Source organism: Pseudomonas sp. TH32 (assembly GCF_016650855.1).
Lineage (GTDB): Bacteria > Pseudomonadota > Gammaproteobacteria > Pseudomonadales > Pseudomonadaceae > Aquipseudomonas.
The window spans coordinates 1,238,048-1,256,969 of record NZ_JAEKFA010000002.1 but is presented as its reverse complement, the minus strand read 5'-3'; the positions used below and the strand labels follow the sequence as shown (position 1 = coordinate 1,256,969).

Genomic DNA, 18,922 nt, shown 5'->3' with positions numbered 1-18,922 from the left:
TTACCTTCATGCAAGGAGCGCGATGATGTCCAGGTTACGCTTGAGTGTTTTATCGCTGCTGACCAGTGTGGTGCTGGGCCTGTTTGCGGTGCAGTCGGCCTATGCGACGCCACAATCCGATGCCGACGCCTGCGTCCAGCAACAGTTGGTGTTCAACCCGGCCAGCGGTGGATTCCTGCCGGTCAATAACTTCAACGCCACCGGCCAGAGCTTTATGAACTGCTTCGGCTGGCAGTTGTTCATTGCCCTGAACTGGCCGGTGAATCCCGGTTGGCCGGCCAAGCCCGCCCTCGCGGGTGAGCCGGACATGCACAGCAGCCTCGCCCAGTTCGGCGTGCCGCCCGCCTCCGGGCAGCCGATGACCGTGGCGCCGGTGTGGGCCAGCTACAAGGACGCCAACGATATCTTCCTGCCCGGCGCCCCCGTGCCCACCGGCTGGGGCGTGCAAACCCTGGTACCGTCCAATTGCAGCACCCAGGGCAGCCTCAAGGCGATGTCGGTGGGGGCGCGCAAGTTCATGACCGCCACCTCGGAAAGCGCGATCAACGCGCGGCACGGGTTTCACCTGTCCAGCGGCACCCTGGCCTCGATTCCGGACCCGATCATGGAAGCCTCCGGCGGCTGGCTGACGGACCAGTCGAAGAACCTGGTGTTTTTTGAACGCAAGGTCGGCAAGGCCGAGTTTGATTACATCGTCAGCAAAGGGCTGTACGACGCCGCCAACCAGCTGACAGTGGCGCAGAACCTCGACAACCAGAACCCGGGCGGGCTGTCCCTGCCCATTGGTGAACCCATGCGCTCGCTGCCGCCAGACCCGGTGCCGCAGGAGCAGCTCGGGGCCCTGGAGGTCAAGGCCGCGTGGCGGATCCTCACCGGTAAACCCGAGCTCTACGGGCGCTACCTGACCACCGTCGCCTGGCTCAAAAACCCGGCCACGTTGCAGTGCACCCAGCAAGTGGTGGGCCTGGTGGGCCTGCACGTCATCAACAAGACCCAGGCTTCGCCCAACTTCATCTGGACCACCTTCGAGCAGGTGGACAACGTGCCGGAACCCGACCAGGTGCCGCCACAGCAGACGCCGCCCGACAGCTTTGCCTTCAACAACCCGAACTGCGGCACCGGCCCCGAATGCACGCCGAACGTGGCGCGTATCCAGTGCAAACAGCATCATCCCGACCGCGACTGCACGGAGCCGTATCCACGGGACCAACCGGTGCAAACCACCCGGGAACATCCGCTGCCCACGGAGTTGCAAGCCCTGAACGGCGCGGTGCAGGCCAACTTCGCTCAGCAGAGCCAGGGCAAGTCGGTGTTCCAGTACTACAAACTGATCAACGTGCTCTGGACCCTCACGCCCAACCCGCCCACCCAGCCGGAGCCGGGCGTCAGCGCGCAGGTGCCGCTGTCCTACGGGCCGTTTATCAGCCAGGGCAATGTACCCGTGGCCAACACCACCCTGGAGACCTACGTCCAGGGCGACAACTGCAACGCCTGTCACCAGTACGCGACCATCGCCGGCAGCTCCACCCTGGCCTCGGACTTTTCGTTCCTGTTCAACAGCGCCGACTCGGCCAGCAAGAAAAGCCTGGTCAAGCGGGTGAAGGCGTTCGAGACCCTCAAGGACCAGCCCTGAAGAAACCGAAAAAAGGGGCGATCAATGATCGCCCCAAATACAACGAGAGGTCCTTTTCCGAAACTACAAGCTGATCTGCTGGCGCTCCTCATCCGTCAACTGCGCCCGCGCCTGGTCACTCAATGGTCCGGCACCCAGCACCTGCACCGGGCTGTTGGGGTTGTAGCCGGAGGTCTTCTGCCCGTCCTCAGGCTTGTGCTGCACCGGCTCGCTGCCAAAGCTCAACACTTCCACCGTGACAATCGACGCCCGGCCTTGTTTGGCCGCCGCCTGCTGGCTGCGGGCGGCATCTTCCGCCGCCTGTGACGCCGCCGCACCGGCCGCGCTCGCCGACGTCATGGCCCCGGTGTTCACCGCGGCCGACACCGGCACCCCGGACGATTTGCCCTGGGTCTGGATGTTCGCCGCGTTCACCACCCGCAACGCGGCGATGTTGATGTTGCCGGAGACGCGAATCCCCGCCTCGCCCGCATCGATGGTGCCCAGCGGCGCGATCAGGTCGATGTCGCCGGCCGGCACCTCCGGAATCGGGTTCAAGGTCGCGATGCCCGCACCGGTACTCGGCACCGCCGGCGACAGGCTCACGTTGCCCCAGTTGTCGTAGACACGCTTGGGTGGCGTGTACACCACGGTGGTCTTGGAACCGCGACCGGCGTTGATGTCGCCCTCGGCCGACCAGCCCATGATCGAGCCGCCGAAGGTCGTCATGATGCGGCTTTGGCCCAGCAGGATGCTGCCCAGGGAGTACAGCTGAATGTTGCCCGTGCCCTGGGTGATCACCCCCGCAGAAGCCGGGGGTGCCACGCCTTCGATACCGAAGGTCTGGCTACCGCCGGGGGTGAGCATCTGGATCGAGCCGCCGAAGTTGGTGTGTACACCTGCCCCGCCAAACAGGCGGATATCGCCCTGGTAGGTGATGGTGTTGCCGGCCACGTCTTTCTCCGGGAACAGTGCCGCAATCGCCGCCCGGCCACGGGCATAACTGCCTTGCCGTACACCGCCGCTCTCGTTGTACTCGCGACCGCCCGCCTCCAGCTCGGCAAAGTACACCTCACGGGCAAACACCCGTTGCTGCTCGGCCGGCAATTGCATGAAGTAAGCCACGGCCTGCTCGCTGTCACCGGCAAAACCGAAGCGCTCGGTCAGCCACGCCACCAGTTCGTTTTCGTAGGTCTTGGCCACCTTGCCGCCCGAGGCCGACAACGGTTCACCCGCGGCCAGCTGGTTGGCCGGGTTGAGGTAAGCCGCCACAAAGCGCTGGTAATCCCCGCCGTTGGCACCGACACCGGCCTGCATGACGATGCTTGCGCCTGGACGCAAGTCGCCGGCAAGGATCGGCCCGAGACTCGTCACGCTGACCTTGTCGTCCATCACGATATTGCGCCCGGCAGTGATCTCCAGCGCGCCAGGCCCTGCGATGTTAAAGCTGCTGTAGATAATGTCGCGTCCGGCAGAAACGATGGAAATGTCGGTGGCGTTGTTGTGAACGAACAGGTTGCCCGTGGTGAGCACGCCCGGATAAATCTCGCCATTGTCATTGGGGTTGGCACCGCTGCTGACGATATCGCGCCCGGCCATCATCCATACCGGCCGGCTGCCTTCGTACCAGGTCTCTCCGTTATGAGGCACATTGATGGTGTTGTAGCCGATGATCCGGCCGCTGCTGACGCCAACCAGATCCCCGGTCACGGCGTAGAAACGTGAAGGATCCGCCCTGTTGCTCAACGGCTCAGCGGCTGTGCCCGGGCCGAAAGCGAACAACGACAGCCCCTGATTGCCGTAGGTGTTGTAGTTGCCCGTGCTGGACGTGTTGCCGTAGTTGCTCGCTCCCAGGCTGGCAACAATGGCCGGATTCCAGGGGTCGCCATGCTGCTCGGCGCCGAACCGGACTGGGTGACGGTAAAACCACCGGCGTAAATCGAGTCCTGCGCCAGGAACTGCAGTTGCCCGTTTTTGCCAGGGGCCAGGAGCAGCGGGTAGGTGTAGCTGGGGAAATCACGAAATGTGGCGGCTTTGCCATAGTAAAGACTGCCGCTGGCCGCAGTCGCCCTGACGATCGATGGATAGACGACCGCCATATCCGTGTTAGCCGCAGCGCGGACAAAAGGCGTCAGGTTACCGCCCTCGGCATACAGATCGATGGCGGTGTTTGGGGTCCATAAGCTAAACCAACTGCTGGAGCCACCGTTCACGCCGTCACGGCTGAAGGCAGAGCGGTTGTACTGGTGCACACGCCCGGCATCTTCAACCGTCTGCACCACCAGGTCGCCCAAGGTCTGCAAGCTGAACGTAGAGTCGCCTGCCACCAGGGTCAGGCCACCTTGCGGCGCACTTCGGCTGGCCCGCAGCGGTTCCTGCGCACGGACCTCGCCAGGAACCTGGATCCCGACACCGTACTGCAAGTCGATGCGCCCGATGCTGGTGGCCTGCACTTGCACATTGCCGCGAGTATTCACCAGCACGCCATTACGACTGTCGGGAACCTCCAGGGTGGCGACAGGGTTGAACGCACCGCTGACGCGCACCCGCATGTCGCCGCCACCGGTCAGTTGCAGGCTGCCGTCGCTGTTTACCCGGCCGGTGCTGCCGACTGCCAGTACCAGGCCCTGGGTACGTTTGTTGGTGAGATCCCCAACGAAATTCGGGATGTTCAACGTGCCCGCATCGCCGCCCACATTGACATCCAGATCACCGCCACCCAACGTGCCGAAACCGGTGAAGCCAACCAGGTTGTCAGCGACGATATTGGTGTAGGTGCCAAAGTTGATCCACCACGCCGTGGGCTGGGCCTGCCCGCCGGTTGCGAAATTGCCACTGCCCTGTCGCCACAACCAAGGTGCCGACATCGGCCGTATTGCTGCCCCCGTCATAGGGGTCGGGGCGCGAAGGGACTGAGAGACCTCCGGCATCCAGGTGGCCTGTCAGGTTGCCACCGACGTTCAGCGTCAGGTTACCGCCCGCCTCCGGGTACCAGGCGCGGTACAGGCTCTGGCTGCCGCCATTGACGAACTGTTCGAAGTAGCTGTTGGGATCCTTGAGTACCGTGGTGCCGCCCGCCAGGGCGCGCGGCTGGTTGAAAGGGTCGCCCGCCTCAGTGGTGGTGGACGAGGTGCCGGCCGTGTACACCCCGTACGTCGAGTTCACAGTCAGGTTGCCCGCGCTCAACAATTGCAAGTCACCGGTGCCGGTACGGACCACGCTGAACAGCGAATTTGACGGGGTTGGCGCGTACTCCTTGCCGCCCATGGCCACACAATACGCCGGTGTGCCCTGGCAGAATTCCGCCACGGTCTGGCCTACCATTTCGAGCATCCAGGCGTCATCCATCGCACTTCCGGCCTGAACAATAATCCCCTGCTCAGCCAGTTCATCGGCGGCCTGTTTGCTCCAGGCAAAGGCCGCTTTGGCGCCACAGTAATCCGGGAAATTGTTGCAGAAATCAGCAATCGAACCCAGGCCGAACTCATCCAGAATGGATTGATCTACCGGGTCGCCCTCTTTGATCACCACCCCTGCGTCTCCCAGGTCGCTAACCGCATGGGCAGTCCAGACCAATACCCCTTTAGGCGGCAACTCTTTGGCGAACATGCCGTAGTGGCTGTCAGCCAGACGCAGCGTGCCGCTGCTCGGGTCCGGCTTGAGCAGCCGACTGTCCGCAGCCTCGGTGTCAGCCCCGGCGACCAGACGCAATGACCAGGATTGGGAACCTTCGGCCAGCATCGGGGAAATGGCCCAGAGTTGCCCCTGCCGCCCGGCCACTTCAGGGCGCAACTCGACCGAATCCACCCCGCCCACCAGCTTGACATCGGTGCCGACCGGAATCAGCGCGCCACGCGCCAGGGCGATATTGCCATCCAGGGTGACGACATTCTTGCCCCCGTCCAAAGCCCCGTTCAAGCCAGGCAATGGCACGCCTTTGGGCCAGATCATGGCTCGCAGTTGGGTGGGCTGGTTCAGCAAGGTGCCGGCTTCCAGTTGCACCCCGGCTTGCAGGGTATACGGCTGGTTCAACAGCGTGCCGGCCGCCAACAACACAGTGCCCGACGCATCCAGTACCGCGGCCGCGAGCACAGTGCCTGCCGGCAAGGTCAGGTCCTGGGCCAGCGTTGCCCGGGCTGGCAGGCGGGTGCCGGCCACCACGGTCATGCCTTTGATCGGCAAATCGTAGTTCAGCACCGAGCCGCCGATGTAGGTAGTGCCATCGGCCAGGACCACGCCATTGCCCGGCACGATGATCTCGCCGCCGGTGAAGTCCCGGCCCGCCAATAACAGCCAGCCCTTGTCATTCATCGTTTCCGGTGGCGGCGAGAAGCCGTCGTTGAGGCTGCCATAGATGTTCAGGTCGCCGCCGGCCCGCAACGTCAGGCTGCCGGACTCGCCCGAACCATACACCGAGGTTTTCTGAGTGTTGGGGTTGAGGCTGGCGTAGCGGTAGCCGGAAAGGTCGACATCCCCCTGCACCACCAGGTCGCCGTCCGGGGTCTTGCTGATGATCTCCACGCCCGGGCGCAGGTGGAACGCGTCGGCGTAAGTGGCGTTGTTCAAACCGGCCAGTTTGTTGTTCAACAGAGTGGTGTTTTGCAACGCGGCGTTGATAAACGCCGTGCTCAGCACGTGCTTGCCATCCAGGTACGCCTGATCGATGACCTGGTACGGCTTGCCGCTGGCGGTCGGGTCGATCATCAGCGGCGCATCGTCGTAAGTCGCCATGCCGTTGAGGGTGATCGCCCGTGCGCCTTGGATCGTCAGGTTGCCACGGGCATCAATGGCAATGTCATTGGTGTTGATGCGCGGTGCGTTCAACTCCAGGGTGCCGCGATTACGTCCGTCATTGCCTGCCGTGCCTGACGTGCCGTGACGCAGGTCGATCGTCGCGCCATCGCCCAGGGTCAGTTGCCCGGTGCCGGACCCCAGCACCACCATCGCCCGGTTCGGTGAGTCGATGATCTTGCCGTAGCTGTCGACCCGCACCTGGCTGCCGTGGGCATCCAGCACTGCACTGCCGTCGAGGGTCAGGCCTGTTTTGCCCGCCAGGTTGATGCTGCCGACGCGCTCACCGCTGGCATCCACCAAGCCGGTGACACGCAGGCTGCCGTTGTCCACCGAGACGTTGAGGGTGTTGGCCTTGAGGCCGTTGCCGATGGTCAGGTCGCCCTGCTTGAGCTGGAAGCTGCGCGCGCCGAACACTTCGCCCTGGTTCAGGCGCTGGTTGAGTTCAGCAAACTGCTGATCCAGCGAGCCACTGGCGCCCAGGCGCTGGGCCTGGATTTCCACGATGCCGCCTGCATACGGCACATAGGTGCCACCCGCGTTGTAGTAACCGCTGCTGCGCCCCAGGATCTTGCCTTGCAGGTCGACTGTCCCACCGGCCGCATTCACCGCCACGGCGCGCAATTTGCCGCCCTGGTTGTACTTGGCCGACAGGTCGATGGTCGAGCCCGCCGCCTGCCGGATATTGCCATTGCGGCTGTCGAGCAGCACATCGCCGCCTGCGCCATATTGGGTGATGTCGTTGAACACCACCGCACGACCGGCCACGTCGATCAACGCTTGATCGGTCAGCACCACATCGTCAGTGGCCTCCAGCGTGACCTTGCCGCTCGGCAAGACCACAGCGGTGGCCAGGCGAACGGTTTGACCTTTGAACGACAGTTCGCCGCCGTAGCCTGTGGCCGCACCACGGGTGTCGGCAGCCCCTGCGACATCAATCGTGCCGCCAGCGGTGATGCGGTTCAGCGAGCCGCCTTCACCGGTCATCAACGGCGTCACGATGTTGAGGTTGCCGCCGCTGTAGGCAAAACCGGTGACCGGGTCATACGCGCCCTGGCGTTGATACACCGACAGGCTGCCTTTGTAGTTGGCCGTAATCCGCTCGCTGGCATTCAGGTTGACGTTGGCAAAGCCCAGTACCAAACGGTCAAAGACCGTGTTGGTGTTTGCCTGGGCAAAAGGCCCATAACCGAACTCGATACGCTCGGCGTTGATATCCAGGCGTCCGCTGCCATTACCGGCACCGTTCTTGATGACCGCGCCAGGCCCGCCTGTGGCGCCTTGCCAAATCAGGTTGGCGGTGTGAATGCTCGCCACATCATCGGCATTGCCCGAACCGTAGATCGCCGGCGTCGACAGCACCAGATTGCTCAGCAACGACTTGCCGGTCACCGAATCATAAGTATCAAGGGTGGTGGTGCCGTAGAAGTTGAACGCCTGGCCGGCCGACAGTTGCAGGGTTTCCAGCGCCGGAGCACCGGCCTGGGTGTCTCCGCGCATCAAGCGTTCGAGCACTTGCTGGTTAAGGGTCAGGCCTGATGGCAACACATTGCGCGCAGCGGCATCGGCCAGCCCCGCCGCGCTGCCGACGTTGATGTTGCTCAGGGCCAGCGCCAGGTGGCGGGTTCCGTAGCGCACCTGGTCGTCCAGTTGCAGAGCGGTGTCGGTCGCCGCGATGATACTGCCCTCGGAATAAATCGAGGTCTGGCCCGAGCAATTGCCGCTCGGGCACACGCCGATCTTGATTCCGCCCGAGGGGTTATTGGTCAGGTTTACGTAAGGCAGCACATTGAGCAGGCCGTTGGACACGGCCAGCATGCTTGGCACGCCCTTATAAACAAAGCCGTCACGCGCGTCATAGGCCGCCGCACCGCGCCCAAGAGTACTGATCGAAGCGCCCTGCTCGACCACGATATCGCCGGTGCCCGACACCATGATCACTTCCGGCGCCGACAGGCTTGCACCGCTGCGCAGGGTGATCCCGTAACCCACGGTGTTAGCGCCGTAGGGGAATTGGATGATATTACCGTTACGGCCATATTCCACCTGGGGCAAACCGCCGATAATCAGGCGCTTGGCGCCCAGATTATTAAGGCTTTGGGCGGTGAGGGTCAGGCCCTCGTAGGCTGGCAAGGGACTGTTGGCATCAACGATCTGGGTCTCTCGGCTCTCGGCAGTGCTACCGCCCAGGTTGATCACACCCACCGTGCCGCCGTAGCCGCCTTTCGCCGCTTCAAAGTTGCCAACGCCCTGGAACGAGAACGTCTCTTTGCCCCCGCCGCCGTTAAACGCCAGCTTGAGGGTTTTGGCGTCCACTTCCAGCATTGGCCGTGGTACACCGAGCCTGGCGGCATCGGCAATGGCGAACTGAGCGTAGCTGGTTTCGTTGTACTGGGAGTAGCGGCGCAAGGTGTCGGCCGAGGTCAGGATCACCTGGCTGTTCACGCTGTTGTGAATGCCGGTGTTGATAATCGACAGTTGCCCGGCCGTCGACCACGAACCGTTGCGCATCAGCGTGGTGGCGCCGTCGCTGCCCTGTGCCGCGAGACCGTTGATCTCAACCCGGAAGGCCCCCGGTTTCAATGCGTAGGTGGACGGCATCAAGGTGTAGGTGCCTGCCGGCAATCCCGGCACGCCGGCACCGATGGTGATCTGCTGGCCCAGCAGCGGGGTACTGGCGCCGGCTTCGCCAGCCACCGGCGCATAGCCTGATTGCACGCCCGGCACGATGGCATAGACCGGGTTGGTGCTCAGCCCCGGCAAGGTGAAACCGCCATTGGCCCCGAACTGCACCAGCGGGTTGAAACGCGCATCGGTGGAACCGCCGCGCCCGGAAATAAAGCCAGCACCCAACAATTCGCCGCCACCGGACAGGTCCAGCGTGGCGTCGGGCAATACGTCCACCGACTTGCCGCCCAAAATCACCCCGACCGACAGCTCTCCACCGTTGGTCGCTCCGATCCCGCCCTGCCCGGTGAAGACCACGGTCTTGCCGTTATAGCGATAAACCTGGCCATCCACGGTGCCGCCATACGGCAACACCAGGCCCTTGGCGCTGACCGAGGTCAGGCTGCCGGGCAGCAATTCGACCTGGGTACTGCCCAGGTTGCCGAGTTCGATCAACCCCAGCGGCGCACGCAATACGCCGCCCTGCTTGATGGTGGCGGCACCCAGTTGCAGGCGCCCGAACACCGAGTCCGGTGCAACGCCATTGTCATCGCCGACCTTCTCAATCGTCAGGGTGCGCGTCGGGTCGAAGATCATTTGATTGCCATTGACGCCGATACCGCCCACCAGCACTTGGGCCTTGATCTCGGAGCCCGGGTAGATGCGCGCGGCGCGCAGGGTCATGTCGCCCGCCGAACTCAAGAGGGTACTGAAGCCGCTGGGCGTAGTGCCGCCGTCGCTCCCCGCCAGGAAGCGCAGGTCGCCACGGCTGTTGAGCCGGACCTGATCGAAGCCCTGATCGGCGCCAAAGGCGAAGCGGTCGCGGATGTCCAGCAAGTCGCTGTCGACGGTCAAAACGCCCTGGCTGCGGAAAGTCGGCGAGGTATCGCGGATATACGCCCGGGTCCACGCTTCCATCCCGGGCTTGTCCGGCTCAAGCAAGCCGCTGAGCAGCACATGGGGAGCACTGAGATTAATCTGCGAAGTCGGGTTCGCGTTACGGGTCAGGCCAATACCGCCGGAATACAGCTGCAGGCTTTGCCCCATGTGCAGCGAGGCATCACCGTCAACGTTCAACGCCCCCCGCACCAGCACTGTCAGGTTGTCAAAACCACCGGCCTGAATCTGGTCAATTCCGAGTGCGCCGTGACCGTAAATCAACGCGTCTGCCGCCGCTTCTGCGTTGTCGGGCAAGGCGCTGGCCTGATGTTGACGGTTGATCACCAGTTCACGGACCGGCAGCACACGGTCCTTGACGTGCAGCTTCAAGTAATACGGCGACTCCAGTGCCAGCGCCAGACGCCCGCCGGCCGCTCCGGCGCCACCGGCATTGGCCACGAAACTGCCGTCCAGGTACAACCCGTTGTTGGAAGCAAAAGCAATATTGCCGCCGTTGCTGGCCACCAGCGCGCGGCCCTGGCCCGGCAGATCGAGCAGCGCCTGGCTGCCGGACGCATCCAGGCGTGCACCTTCGCGCACCACCACAAACAGGTCGCTGGCCTTGGCTATGCCGGTGACCGGATCAACATCGCCACCGACGGTGATCTGGCCGCCATTACGCACCTGGCCATACATACCGCCACGATTGTCAACAGCGGTCACCGCCCGCGAGGCCACGTCAATCACCGCTGTTTCGCCGACCCAGATCGAGCGGCCATGGCCATTGCCTTCGACTTGTGTGGAGTCAGCGCTGCTCAAGCCCGCCAGGCTCACCGTGCCGCCCCAGGCATTGAGCGTGCCGTCGACGGTCAATTGGCCGATGCTGCGCAGGTTGATCCCCTGGCCGGGGTCGACGCTAATCACCGCGCCTTTGCCGACGGTCAGGGCGGTGGTCGCGGCCAGCGCGCCTGAAGCGATGGTGGTACCGGCGTTGAGGTTCAGGCTGGCGCCACGGCGTTGAGTCAGCACGCCTTTGACGGCGTCTTCCTGGTACAGCCCAGGTGTCCAGCGCTCCAGCGCCGTGGTCGGGTCGCTGCCGCTTGGGGTGGACAGAGCCTGTTCGCCCAAACGGTAGACCGGCATGGACACATCGACCCGGGTGCCGTCAGTGACCAGCAGCCCTTCGTTGCCGGTAATGTCGTAAGCCGAGAAGCCCTTGTTGAAGAAGTCCCCTGCCAGGTGCAGGGTGTCGTCGCCCGGCGAACCGGCGTTATCGCCAATCTGCACCTTGCGCGCCTGTACGGCCAGCGTGCCGCCGCCGCTGACACCGTAACCGCGAATCTCGCTGCCCAGCTCAAGCGCGTTCAAGGCCGCCAGGGTCGCGCTGCCGCCCTTGCCACCGATGACCTTGCCGTCCAGGCCAATGGTGGCCCCGGAGGACACGTCCACCACACTGCCTGGCGCCAGTTGCACATCGCCGGTGCTGCGCAGCGACACCTTGCCGCCATTCAGATACGCCGCGCCGGCGTTGTTGACGCCGTCCTGCGCCAGGTTGCTCCAGCGCCCGGAAGCATCCAGCCTGGCCCCTTCGGTCACCTTGACCCAAGCCTGGGTACCTGCCGTTGGCAGCAGGTACACATCGCCGACAACCATGTTGCGATCTCTGTCCGGCTGGTTAAGCAGGTTGCCCGCATTGAGGCTGCCACCGTGGGCAGTCAGGTTGGCGTTGACCGCCACCCGAGGCGCAAACAGGGTGATGTCGCCACCGTCGGCCACTTTAAGCGCACCGTTGACGTTGATCTGTTGCGTGGCGGCGGCTTTGATCGCGCCCAGTTCGAAGCCGTTGAGTTGGTCACTGTCAAGCATCACCTTGCCCTGGCGGTCAGCGGGCAAGGCCGTGTCCAGGTCCAGGCCATCGGCGATCTTTTGCGCGCCGGGCTCGAACAGAATCTCGCCGGTCACCGGGTTCAGGTTGTAGCGCAAGGTGCCGGTACTTTTATTGAACACCGGTGTGTAGCTGCCGATGATCAGTTGCGCGCGTTGCGCGGCAGCCTTTTGCGACTGTTGATAGCCATCGATGTTGATCGTCGGGGTGCTGCTCTGGCGATCGCCCTGGAACACGTCGCTGATCAATTGGCCTTCAAGCACCGCGCTGGTGGTGCCGATCACCAGCTTGCCCGCGTCGCGGCCTACGGTGTAACCCGCCTCGTAGCGTTGCTGCGCGGCAATCAGCGGGTTGTAGTAATGGTCGGTGCGGCCCCAGCGGGCGCTGGCGTCTTCAAAGCCCTTGTAGAAACCCGAGTAGAGAATGTCCCCCGGTGCTTTGGACAGCTCATAGAGGCGACCGTCCGGGCCCTTGAGCCAGCTTTGCCGGATGTAGCCGTCCTGCACATCAATCGTACCGCCCGACAGGTTGAACTGGGCGCCCTGCTCGGTCACCACTTCCTTGCCGGTAAACGTCAGCGTGCCGCCCTGGGCCATCCACTCGCTGACGGTATGCCCCTGGGTGCCGAGGTAACCGCCGACTTCCAGCAGGCCACCGGCGGTGTACCAGCGATCGGTGGCGTAGCCGTTGGTGCCCGCAGGCACAAACACCAAGTCACGCAGATCAACCCACACATCGTTGTTGATCAACTGGCCGCCGTCACGGTTGACCGGCGCATCGCGCTGTTCGTTACCCTGGACGTTGATCTTGATGTTGTTGGATTCCATCGACACCTTGACGCCAATCGCGCCGGACACATCGATCATCGCTCCGTCACGCACCAGGCTGCGCTGGCCCGCCGTCACCGCGACCTGGCCGCCGGTGGCCAGGGTGATCGAGCCGTCCTTGAACTCCACGGTGCCGCCGCTGACGATCTCCACCCGGGACTGATCGATACGGTCACTGACCGTGCTCAGGTTGTTGAAGCGCCCGGTGGCCATATTGACCGCGTCCGGGCGGCCATCGAGGTTGATCAGGCCGTTGTCGCGCTGGCTGTTAAGCGCCGTGTTGCCGGTGTTGTCGAGAAGGATTGCAGTGGTGCTGCCCTGCCCCAGGGTCACGCTGCCCGTGGTATCGGTGACCGAGTTGAGCAGGTGGACGGTGCCCCGGTTGTCCACCGAAGTGCTGGCCAGGGCCACGCCGTTTTGCTGCACCTGGTGCCCGGTCAGGGTGATATCGCCCGTAGCAGCCAATATCAGCCCATTGTTGCTCACCTTGCCCGCACCGCTGCCCGGCTTGAGGCTGGTGGCCACTTCGTTGCCACGGGTGGTGGAGTTCTGGTTACCCGAGGTGCCCACGCCACGGCGAATATAAAAGCTGTCGCCAGCGGCCAGGGTGGTCTGGCCCTTGGCGGTGATGATCGTGCCGGCGTTCTCGACCTCGGAGCCCAACAGCAAGGCGTAGCCGCCGGAGTCGGTGGACAGCGTCGGGGTGTGGGTCTGGATCAGCGCGCCACGTTGCACCTCGACCTTGCCCGCGGCATCAGTAAAGGTCGGCTGGGAGCCGTTGATGTCGACGTAAATCCCGCGCTGGGTGAACTGCTCATCGGTGATGTTGGCGGCGGCGGCCACCAGGTTGCGCACGTTGACCTGGCTGGTGCCGCTGAAGACCACGCCGTTACGGTTCATGATCATCACCGTCCCGGCGCCGGTGATCTGGCCCTGAATCTCGCTGGGCCGTGCGTTGGGATCGTTGACCCGGTTGAGCAAGGCCCAGTTGGACTGCTGCTGGAAATCCACCGTGGTGTTGCGCCCGACGTTGAAGGTTTCCCAGTTGAGGATCGCCTTGTCGGCGGTCTGCTCGATGGTCACCGTGGTCTTGCCGCCGGCCTGGCTTTGGGTCGGCCCTTTGGCATTGACCCAGCCTTGGGTCAGGCTATTGTCGACCTGCAGGCCACCTTTGCCCAGGCCATCGGGAATCGTCGAGACCTGGCCAAGCGCAGCCTGCCGGCCGGCCGCCTGAGCCGCCTGCTGGGCGGCAATCGCCGCGACGCTGTTGTTCAACGTGCTGATGGACCGTGCCAGTTGCTGATTGACCTTTGCCTGTTGATTCAACGCCGGGATCCCCGGCACCTGCCCGGCGCCGAGACGTGCCGCCGTGGTGGCCTGGGAGGCACCCTTGTCGGCAAACCAGCCGGAACTGAACGCCGCCGAAGCGGCATGGGCATTGCCCGCCACCATCAACAAGGCAATGGCCTGGGCCAGTGGCTTCAGGCGCAGGACTGTCTGGGCGCGCGGCGCCCGGGCATTCAGGTTAACCAGTGGTGTGCAGCGGACCATCAGGAATCTTCCTTATTTGTAATCGCCCGGGGGCAAGACACGCTCATGTATGAGGGTTAGGCGGTTGGCGAGGGACGGGACTGAACTTCTGTCATCGAAAGTTCATATGAGGCTGTTAACGAAAAAAAATCAGCAACGGCACAGGCCGTTGCTGATCGGTGTTGCGGGGTCGTGGAACGCTTGGGTTACAGCGGACGACCAATACCGTTGCAGATGTTCGACTTGCCGATGCTCAGGTCGCTGCCAGCGCTGAGGAAGGTGTCGTTGATTGCGGTTTTCCAGGTGGTTGGCAGTGGCACGAAGCGGTTGTTGCGGATAGCCGTATCGTTGCTGCTGAACGCGTTGGTGTTGTAATGACGGGTGAAGAACGTGCGGACCTGGGAGGTCTGGTCAGCGTTGGCGTAGCACTGGCTGAACACCACGTTGGTGAAGCCCAGGATTGGGTAACCGGTGCTTGGGTAGGCGACGACGCTTGGGTCGGTAGCGCTGGTGGTAGCCGCAAACACTGGGACCCAGTTGTTGGGCAGGGTACGGTTGGCGATGGCAGGTACAGCCACCGCGCCGATGGCCGCCGACACGTTGCCTGGAGCAGGCGAAACACCGGCGACGGTTGCCACCTTGGTGGCGTCATCCAGACCGGCCAGGGTAGCGGCCGCGTAATCCGGGCTCATGTAAGTGATGCGGCCGTCAGCAGCGTTCAGCGTGCTCATTACGCCAGCGCTGGTGTCGGCGTAGAAACCACCGGCCGGGTTGGCTTGTTGCAATGGGTTAAGTGCGCCGGCCGGCAAGCCGCCGGAGAAGCTGCTGCCGAAGGCCTGAGTCACGGCAAAGGTGCCGCCTTCCAGGGCCGGGCTGCACTTGGCGTTCAGGAAGCGCGTGAACAGCTCGGTGGTGCCGCTGTTTTCTTTGCGATAGATCACGGTGATCGGGCCGGTACGGCCGGAGTCCGGGATCAGGTCCCAGGTAGTCAGACGACCCGAGAATACACCGCACAGATCGTTGACACTGAGGTTGACGGTTTTACCCGCCACACCGGCCTTGTTGAACGGAATGGCAACCGAAGTGGCCACCGAAGGCACTTGGATCAGCGGGCCCCAGGCAGAGCCATGGGCAGACACGTAGTTGCTCAGCTCGGTAGAAGACAGCTTGGAATCGCTGCCTGCCCAGTGCACGTTCTTGCCGGTGACGGTGGCGTCCAGCTTGCTGTAGTCGTTGTTCAGGAAAGCAGCCTTGCCGTTGCCGCTGCCCACGCCGATGTACGGGGCGAAACCGGCAGTCAATACGCCGGCAGTCTGGTACAGCGGTTGTGGCAGGGTGGCGCCGCCGCCGTTGACGTCAGCCATTGCAGCCTGGGCCGAGCACAGTGCAGCGAGGGTCATGGATACCGCGAGAACGTTGCGCTTAAACATGAAGAAGCTCCTTTCGTCGTGTTTGTACGTTGGGGTAGATGACGCTATGGCTTCGGTCCCGGGCTGTGTTCCGGGGTCACCAGGGTGAGGCCATGGGTATGAAATCTCGCAGCATCCGATGACAGTCAAAGGAAAAAACCTCGGGAGGAACGGCTTGATTTTTAAAAAGATTCTCGGGTGTTTTGGTCACACTTTTGAACGGTTTGGGGGTGAGGTGACAGCGAGGTTTCAGCGCGGGTTTCGAGCACCGGGCTGGAGGCGTTACGGGCCGAGTGGTGGGGTTGGTCAGATGACAGAATGAGGAACCCGAGGTTGGGACCCGCGTGTCGGGCACTCGAAAATAGTGTTGAAGAAACGCAGTTCAAATGTGGGAGCGGGCTTCGTCAGCAGTCAGGTCACCAACTGGTTGATTTCGATGATCGGCAGCAGCACCGCCATGACGATGACCAGCACCACGGCGCCCATCACCACGATCATCAAAGGTTCTAGCAAGGCGGTCATGCCCATCGCCCGACGCTCGATGTCCCGCGACAGGGTTTGCGCCGCACGCTCCAGCATCGGCGGCAGCGAGCCGGTCTTTTCGCCGCTGGCGATCAGGTGGATCAGCACCGGCGGGAAGACCTTTTCCACCGCCAGCGCCGGGGCCAGGTTGACGCCCTCGCGCACCTTGGCGGTTGCGTCGGTGACGCACTGGCTCAGGCGGTCGTTGGACAGGGTCTGGCGCGCCGCTTCCAGGGCACGCAACAACGGCACACCGGCGCCGCCGAGAATCGCCAGGGTCGAGGCAAAACGCGCAGTGTTGAGCCCCAGCACAAAGCGCCCGATCAGCGGCAAACGCAGCACGCGACTGTGCCAGCCCAACCGTGCCACGGGGTTGCGCAGGTACAGGCGCCAGCCCCAGAAACCGCCCACGATCCCGGCAAAACACAACCAGCCCCAGGCGCGGATAAAGTCACTGGCATTGAGCATCGCCAGGGTCAGCCCCGGCAGGTCCTGACGGGCCTGGGAAAACGCACTGACCACCTGGGGCACCACATAGCTCAGCAGGAAAATCACGATGCCGATGGACACCAGCCCCACCACGCCCGGGTAGATAAACGCGGTGAGAATCTTGCCCCGCAGGTTGTTGCGTTCCTCGATGTAATCGGCCAGGCGCTCCATGATCTGGGCCAGGTCGCCGGACTCCTCCCCCGCCGCGATCAGCGCCCGGTAGATCGACGGAAAATCCCGCGGCCGCGCGGCCAATGCATCGGCCAGGCGCATGCCGCTGCGCACGTCGGCACGCACCGCGCTCAGGGTCTGGGCGATGTGTTTTTCTCGGCTTGCTCCACCGTGGCGCTCAACGCCGCCTCCAGTGGCAGGCTCGCACCCAGCAGGCTCGCCAGCTGCCGCGTGGCCCACGCCAGGTCGTTGTCCGAGAGCTTGGCGCTGAACAGACTGCTACCGCCGGCTGGCGGGGTGTTGTTCTCGACCTGCACCCGCAAGGCCGTGAGGCCACGGCTGCGCAGGTGGGCAAAGGCGCCGCTCTGGCTGTCTGCCTCAAGGTGCCCGGACTCCAGCTTGCCGGTGGCGTCGGCGGCTTCGTAGCGGTATCGGTTCATCAGGCGTCCCGTGTTACGCGCAGGATTTCTTCGGGGGCGGTGGCGCCGCTGCGCACCCAGCGCTCGCCGTCTTCGCGCATGCTGAACATGCCGGCCCGGCGGGCGGCGGCTCTCAAGTCCTGCTCGCCGGCGCCCTGGTGAATCAGGCTGCGCAGCTCGTCGTCGATACAGAACAATTCATGAATGCCGGTACGGCCGCTGTAGCCGATCTGGTTGCACTGCGCACACCCGACCGGCCGCCAGGTGCCGGGCGCTGCCGGGTCTTCCTGCTTGCAGTGCGGGCACAGACGGCGCACCAGGCGCTGGGCCAATACGCCGAGCAAAGAGGACGCCAGCAGAAACGGTTCGACGCCCATGTCGATCAGGCGGTTGACCGCTGAAACGGCATCGTTGGTGTGCAAGGTGGCGAGCACCAGGTGGCCGGTGAGCGAGGCTTGCACGGCAATTTGTGCGGTCTCCAGGCCGCGGATTTCGCCGATCATGATGATGTCCGGGTCCTGGCGCAGGATCGCCCGCAGGGCCAGGGCGAAGGTCATGTCGATCTTGGCGTTGACCTGGATCTGGCTGATGCCCGGCAGGTCGTATTCCACCGGGTCTTCGACGGTGAGGATATTGCTGGTGCTCGCGTCCAGCCTTGCCAGGGCGGCGTAGAGACTGGTGGTTTTGCCACTGCCGGTGGGGCCGGTGACCAGCACGATGCCGTGGGGCTGGCGGATCAGGCTGTCGAGTTTGCCGAGCACGGCGGGGTCCATGCCGAGGGTTTCCAGCTGCAGGCGCCCGGCTTGTTTGTCCAGCAGGCGCATCACCACGCGTTCGCCGTGGCCGGTGGGCACGGTGGACACGCGAATGTCGATGGGGCGACCGGCCACGCGCAGGGCGATGCGACCGTCCTGGGGCAGGCGTTTTTCGGCGATGTCGAGTTGGGCCATGATCTTGATGCGCGAGACCAGCGCGCCGTGCAGGGCCTTGCGCGGGGACACCACGTCACGCAGGGTGCCGTCGACGCGGTAGCGCACCACGGAGTGGGTTTCGTAGGGTTCGATATGGATGTCACTGGCTTCGTCGCGGGCGGCCTGGGTGAGCAAGGCGTTGATCATGCGGATCACCGGGGCGCCGTCCTGGGTGTCGAGCAGGTCGGTGATTTCGGGGATGTCTTGCATGAGGCGGTCGAGGTCCACCTCGTTTTCGGCGGCGCCCACGACGGCGGCGGCGCTGCCGGTGTCGGCATAGGCGGTGGCGAGGAGGCCGTCGAGTTCGTCGTCGCGCACCTGCACGAGCTGGGTCTGGCCGAACTGGCGATGGACTTCGCTGATGGACCAGCCCGGGGTTGAGGGGCAGATGGTCAGCGTCGGGCCCTGGGTTCCCGGGTGGAGGAGGATGCGCTGGGATTTGGCCCAGGCGTAGGGGAGTAGGCTCATGGCTGTGTCCGGTGGTTGGTGTACATATCCATTCCTTCGGTTATGGCTACTTAGGGTTCCGCTCTTACAGCGGCTCACTTTTGAACAGCGCAAAAGTAAGCAAAACGCTCTTGCCCCACCACTCGGCACCTCGCCTAGGCTCGGTGTGCCCGCACTCCGGCATTACTCCGCGGCGGCCCGCGGAGCAATGCCGGAGTGAGGGAACGCCGAGCCTTAGCGAGGTGCCGACAGGCGGGGCAGAGCCCTTTGGTTACTTTGGGGCTTTTCCAAAGTGACCCGCTG

The 18,922-nt window shown here is 63.8% G+C and carries 5 protein-coding genes and 2 pseudogenes; 1 reads left to right on the top strand and 6 read right to left on the bottom strand.

Translation table 11 applies throughout. The features are described from left to right. Positions 1 to 25 precede the first annotated feature (25 nt). On the top strand, positions 26 to 1,633 hold the full coding sequence (locus JFV30_RS09455; protein ID WP_201123269.1) for a hypothetical protein: 1,608 nt from the start codon (positions 26 to 28) through the stop codon (positions 1,631 to 1,633). Positions 1,634 to 1,696: 63 nt separating this feature from the next. On the opposite strand, the pseudogene JFV30_RS33615 reads toward JFV30_RS09455, so the two are convergent. The 6 genes and pseudogenes from JFV30_RS33615 to gspE all read right to left on the bottom strand — a co-directional run. Continuing rightward, positions 1,697 to 3,397: pseudogene (locus JFV30_RS33615) on the bottom strand (filamentous hemagglutinin family protein); the annotation flags it as partial. Beyond that, positions 3,355 to 4,479, bottom strand: coding sequence for a hypothetical protein (locus JFV30_RS33610; protein ID WP_446739850.1), 1,125 nt, complete (start codon positions 4,477 to 4,479; stop codon positions 3,355 to 3,357). The pseudogene JFV30_RS33615 and the gene JFV30_RS33610, both read right to left, overlap by 43 nt. Further along, positions 4,367 to 14,212 carry a two-partner secretion domain-containing protein gene (locus JFV30_RS09450; protein ID WP_446739849.1) on the bottom strand — a complete coding sequence of 3,282 codons (9,846 nt, stop codon included), beginning with the start codon at positions 14,210 to 14,212 and terminating at the stop codon, positions 4,367 to 4,369. Before JFV30_RS09450 ends, JFV30_RS33610 begins: the two co-directional genes overlap by 113 nt. Before the next feature lie 185 nt (positions 14,213 to 14,397). Next, entirely contained in the window at positions 14,398 to 15,621 is a 1,224-nt protein-coding gene (locus tag JFV30_RS09445; protein WP_201123267.1) for a substrate-binding domain-containing protein, read from the bottom strand. Between the two features lie 390 nt (positions 15,622 to 16,011). Then, a pseudogene (gene gspF / locus JFV30_RS09440) lies at positions 16,012 to 17,222 on the bottom strand (type II secretion system inner membrane protein GspF). After that, positions 17,222 to 18,640: a type II secretion system ATPase GspE gene (gene gspE, locus JFV30_RS09435; RefSeq protein ID WP_201123265.1), complete on the bottom strand. Its 1,419-nt coding sequence runs from the start codon at positions 18,638 to 18,640 to the stop codon at positions 17,222 to 17,224. Before gspE ends, gspF begins: the two are co-directional and overlap by 1 nt. Positions 18,641 to 18,922 lie beyond the last annotated feature (282 nt).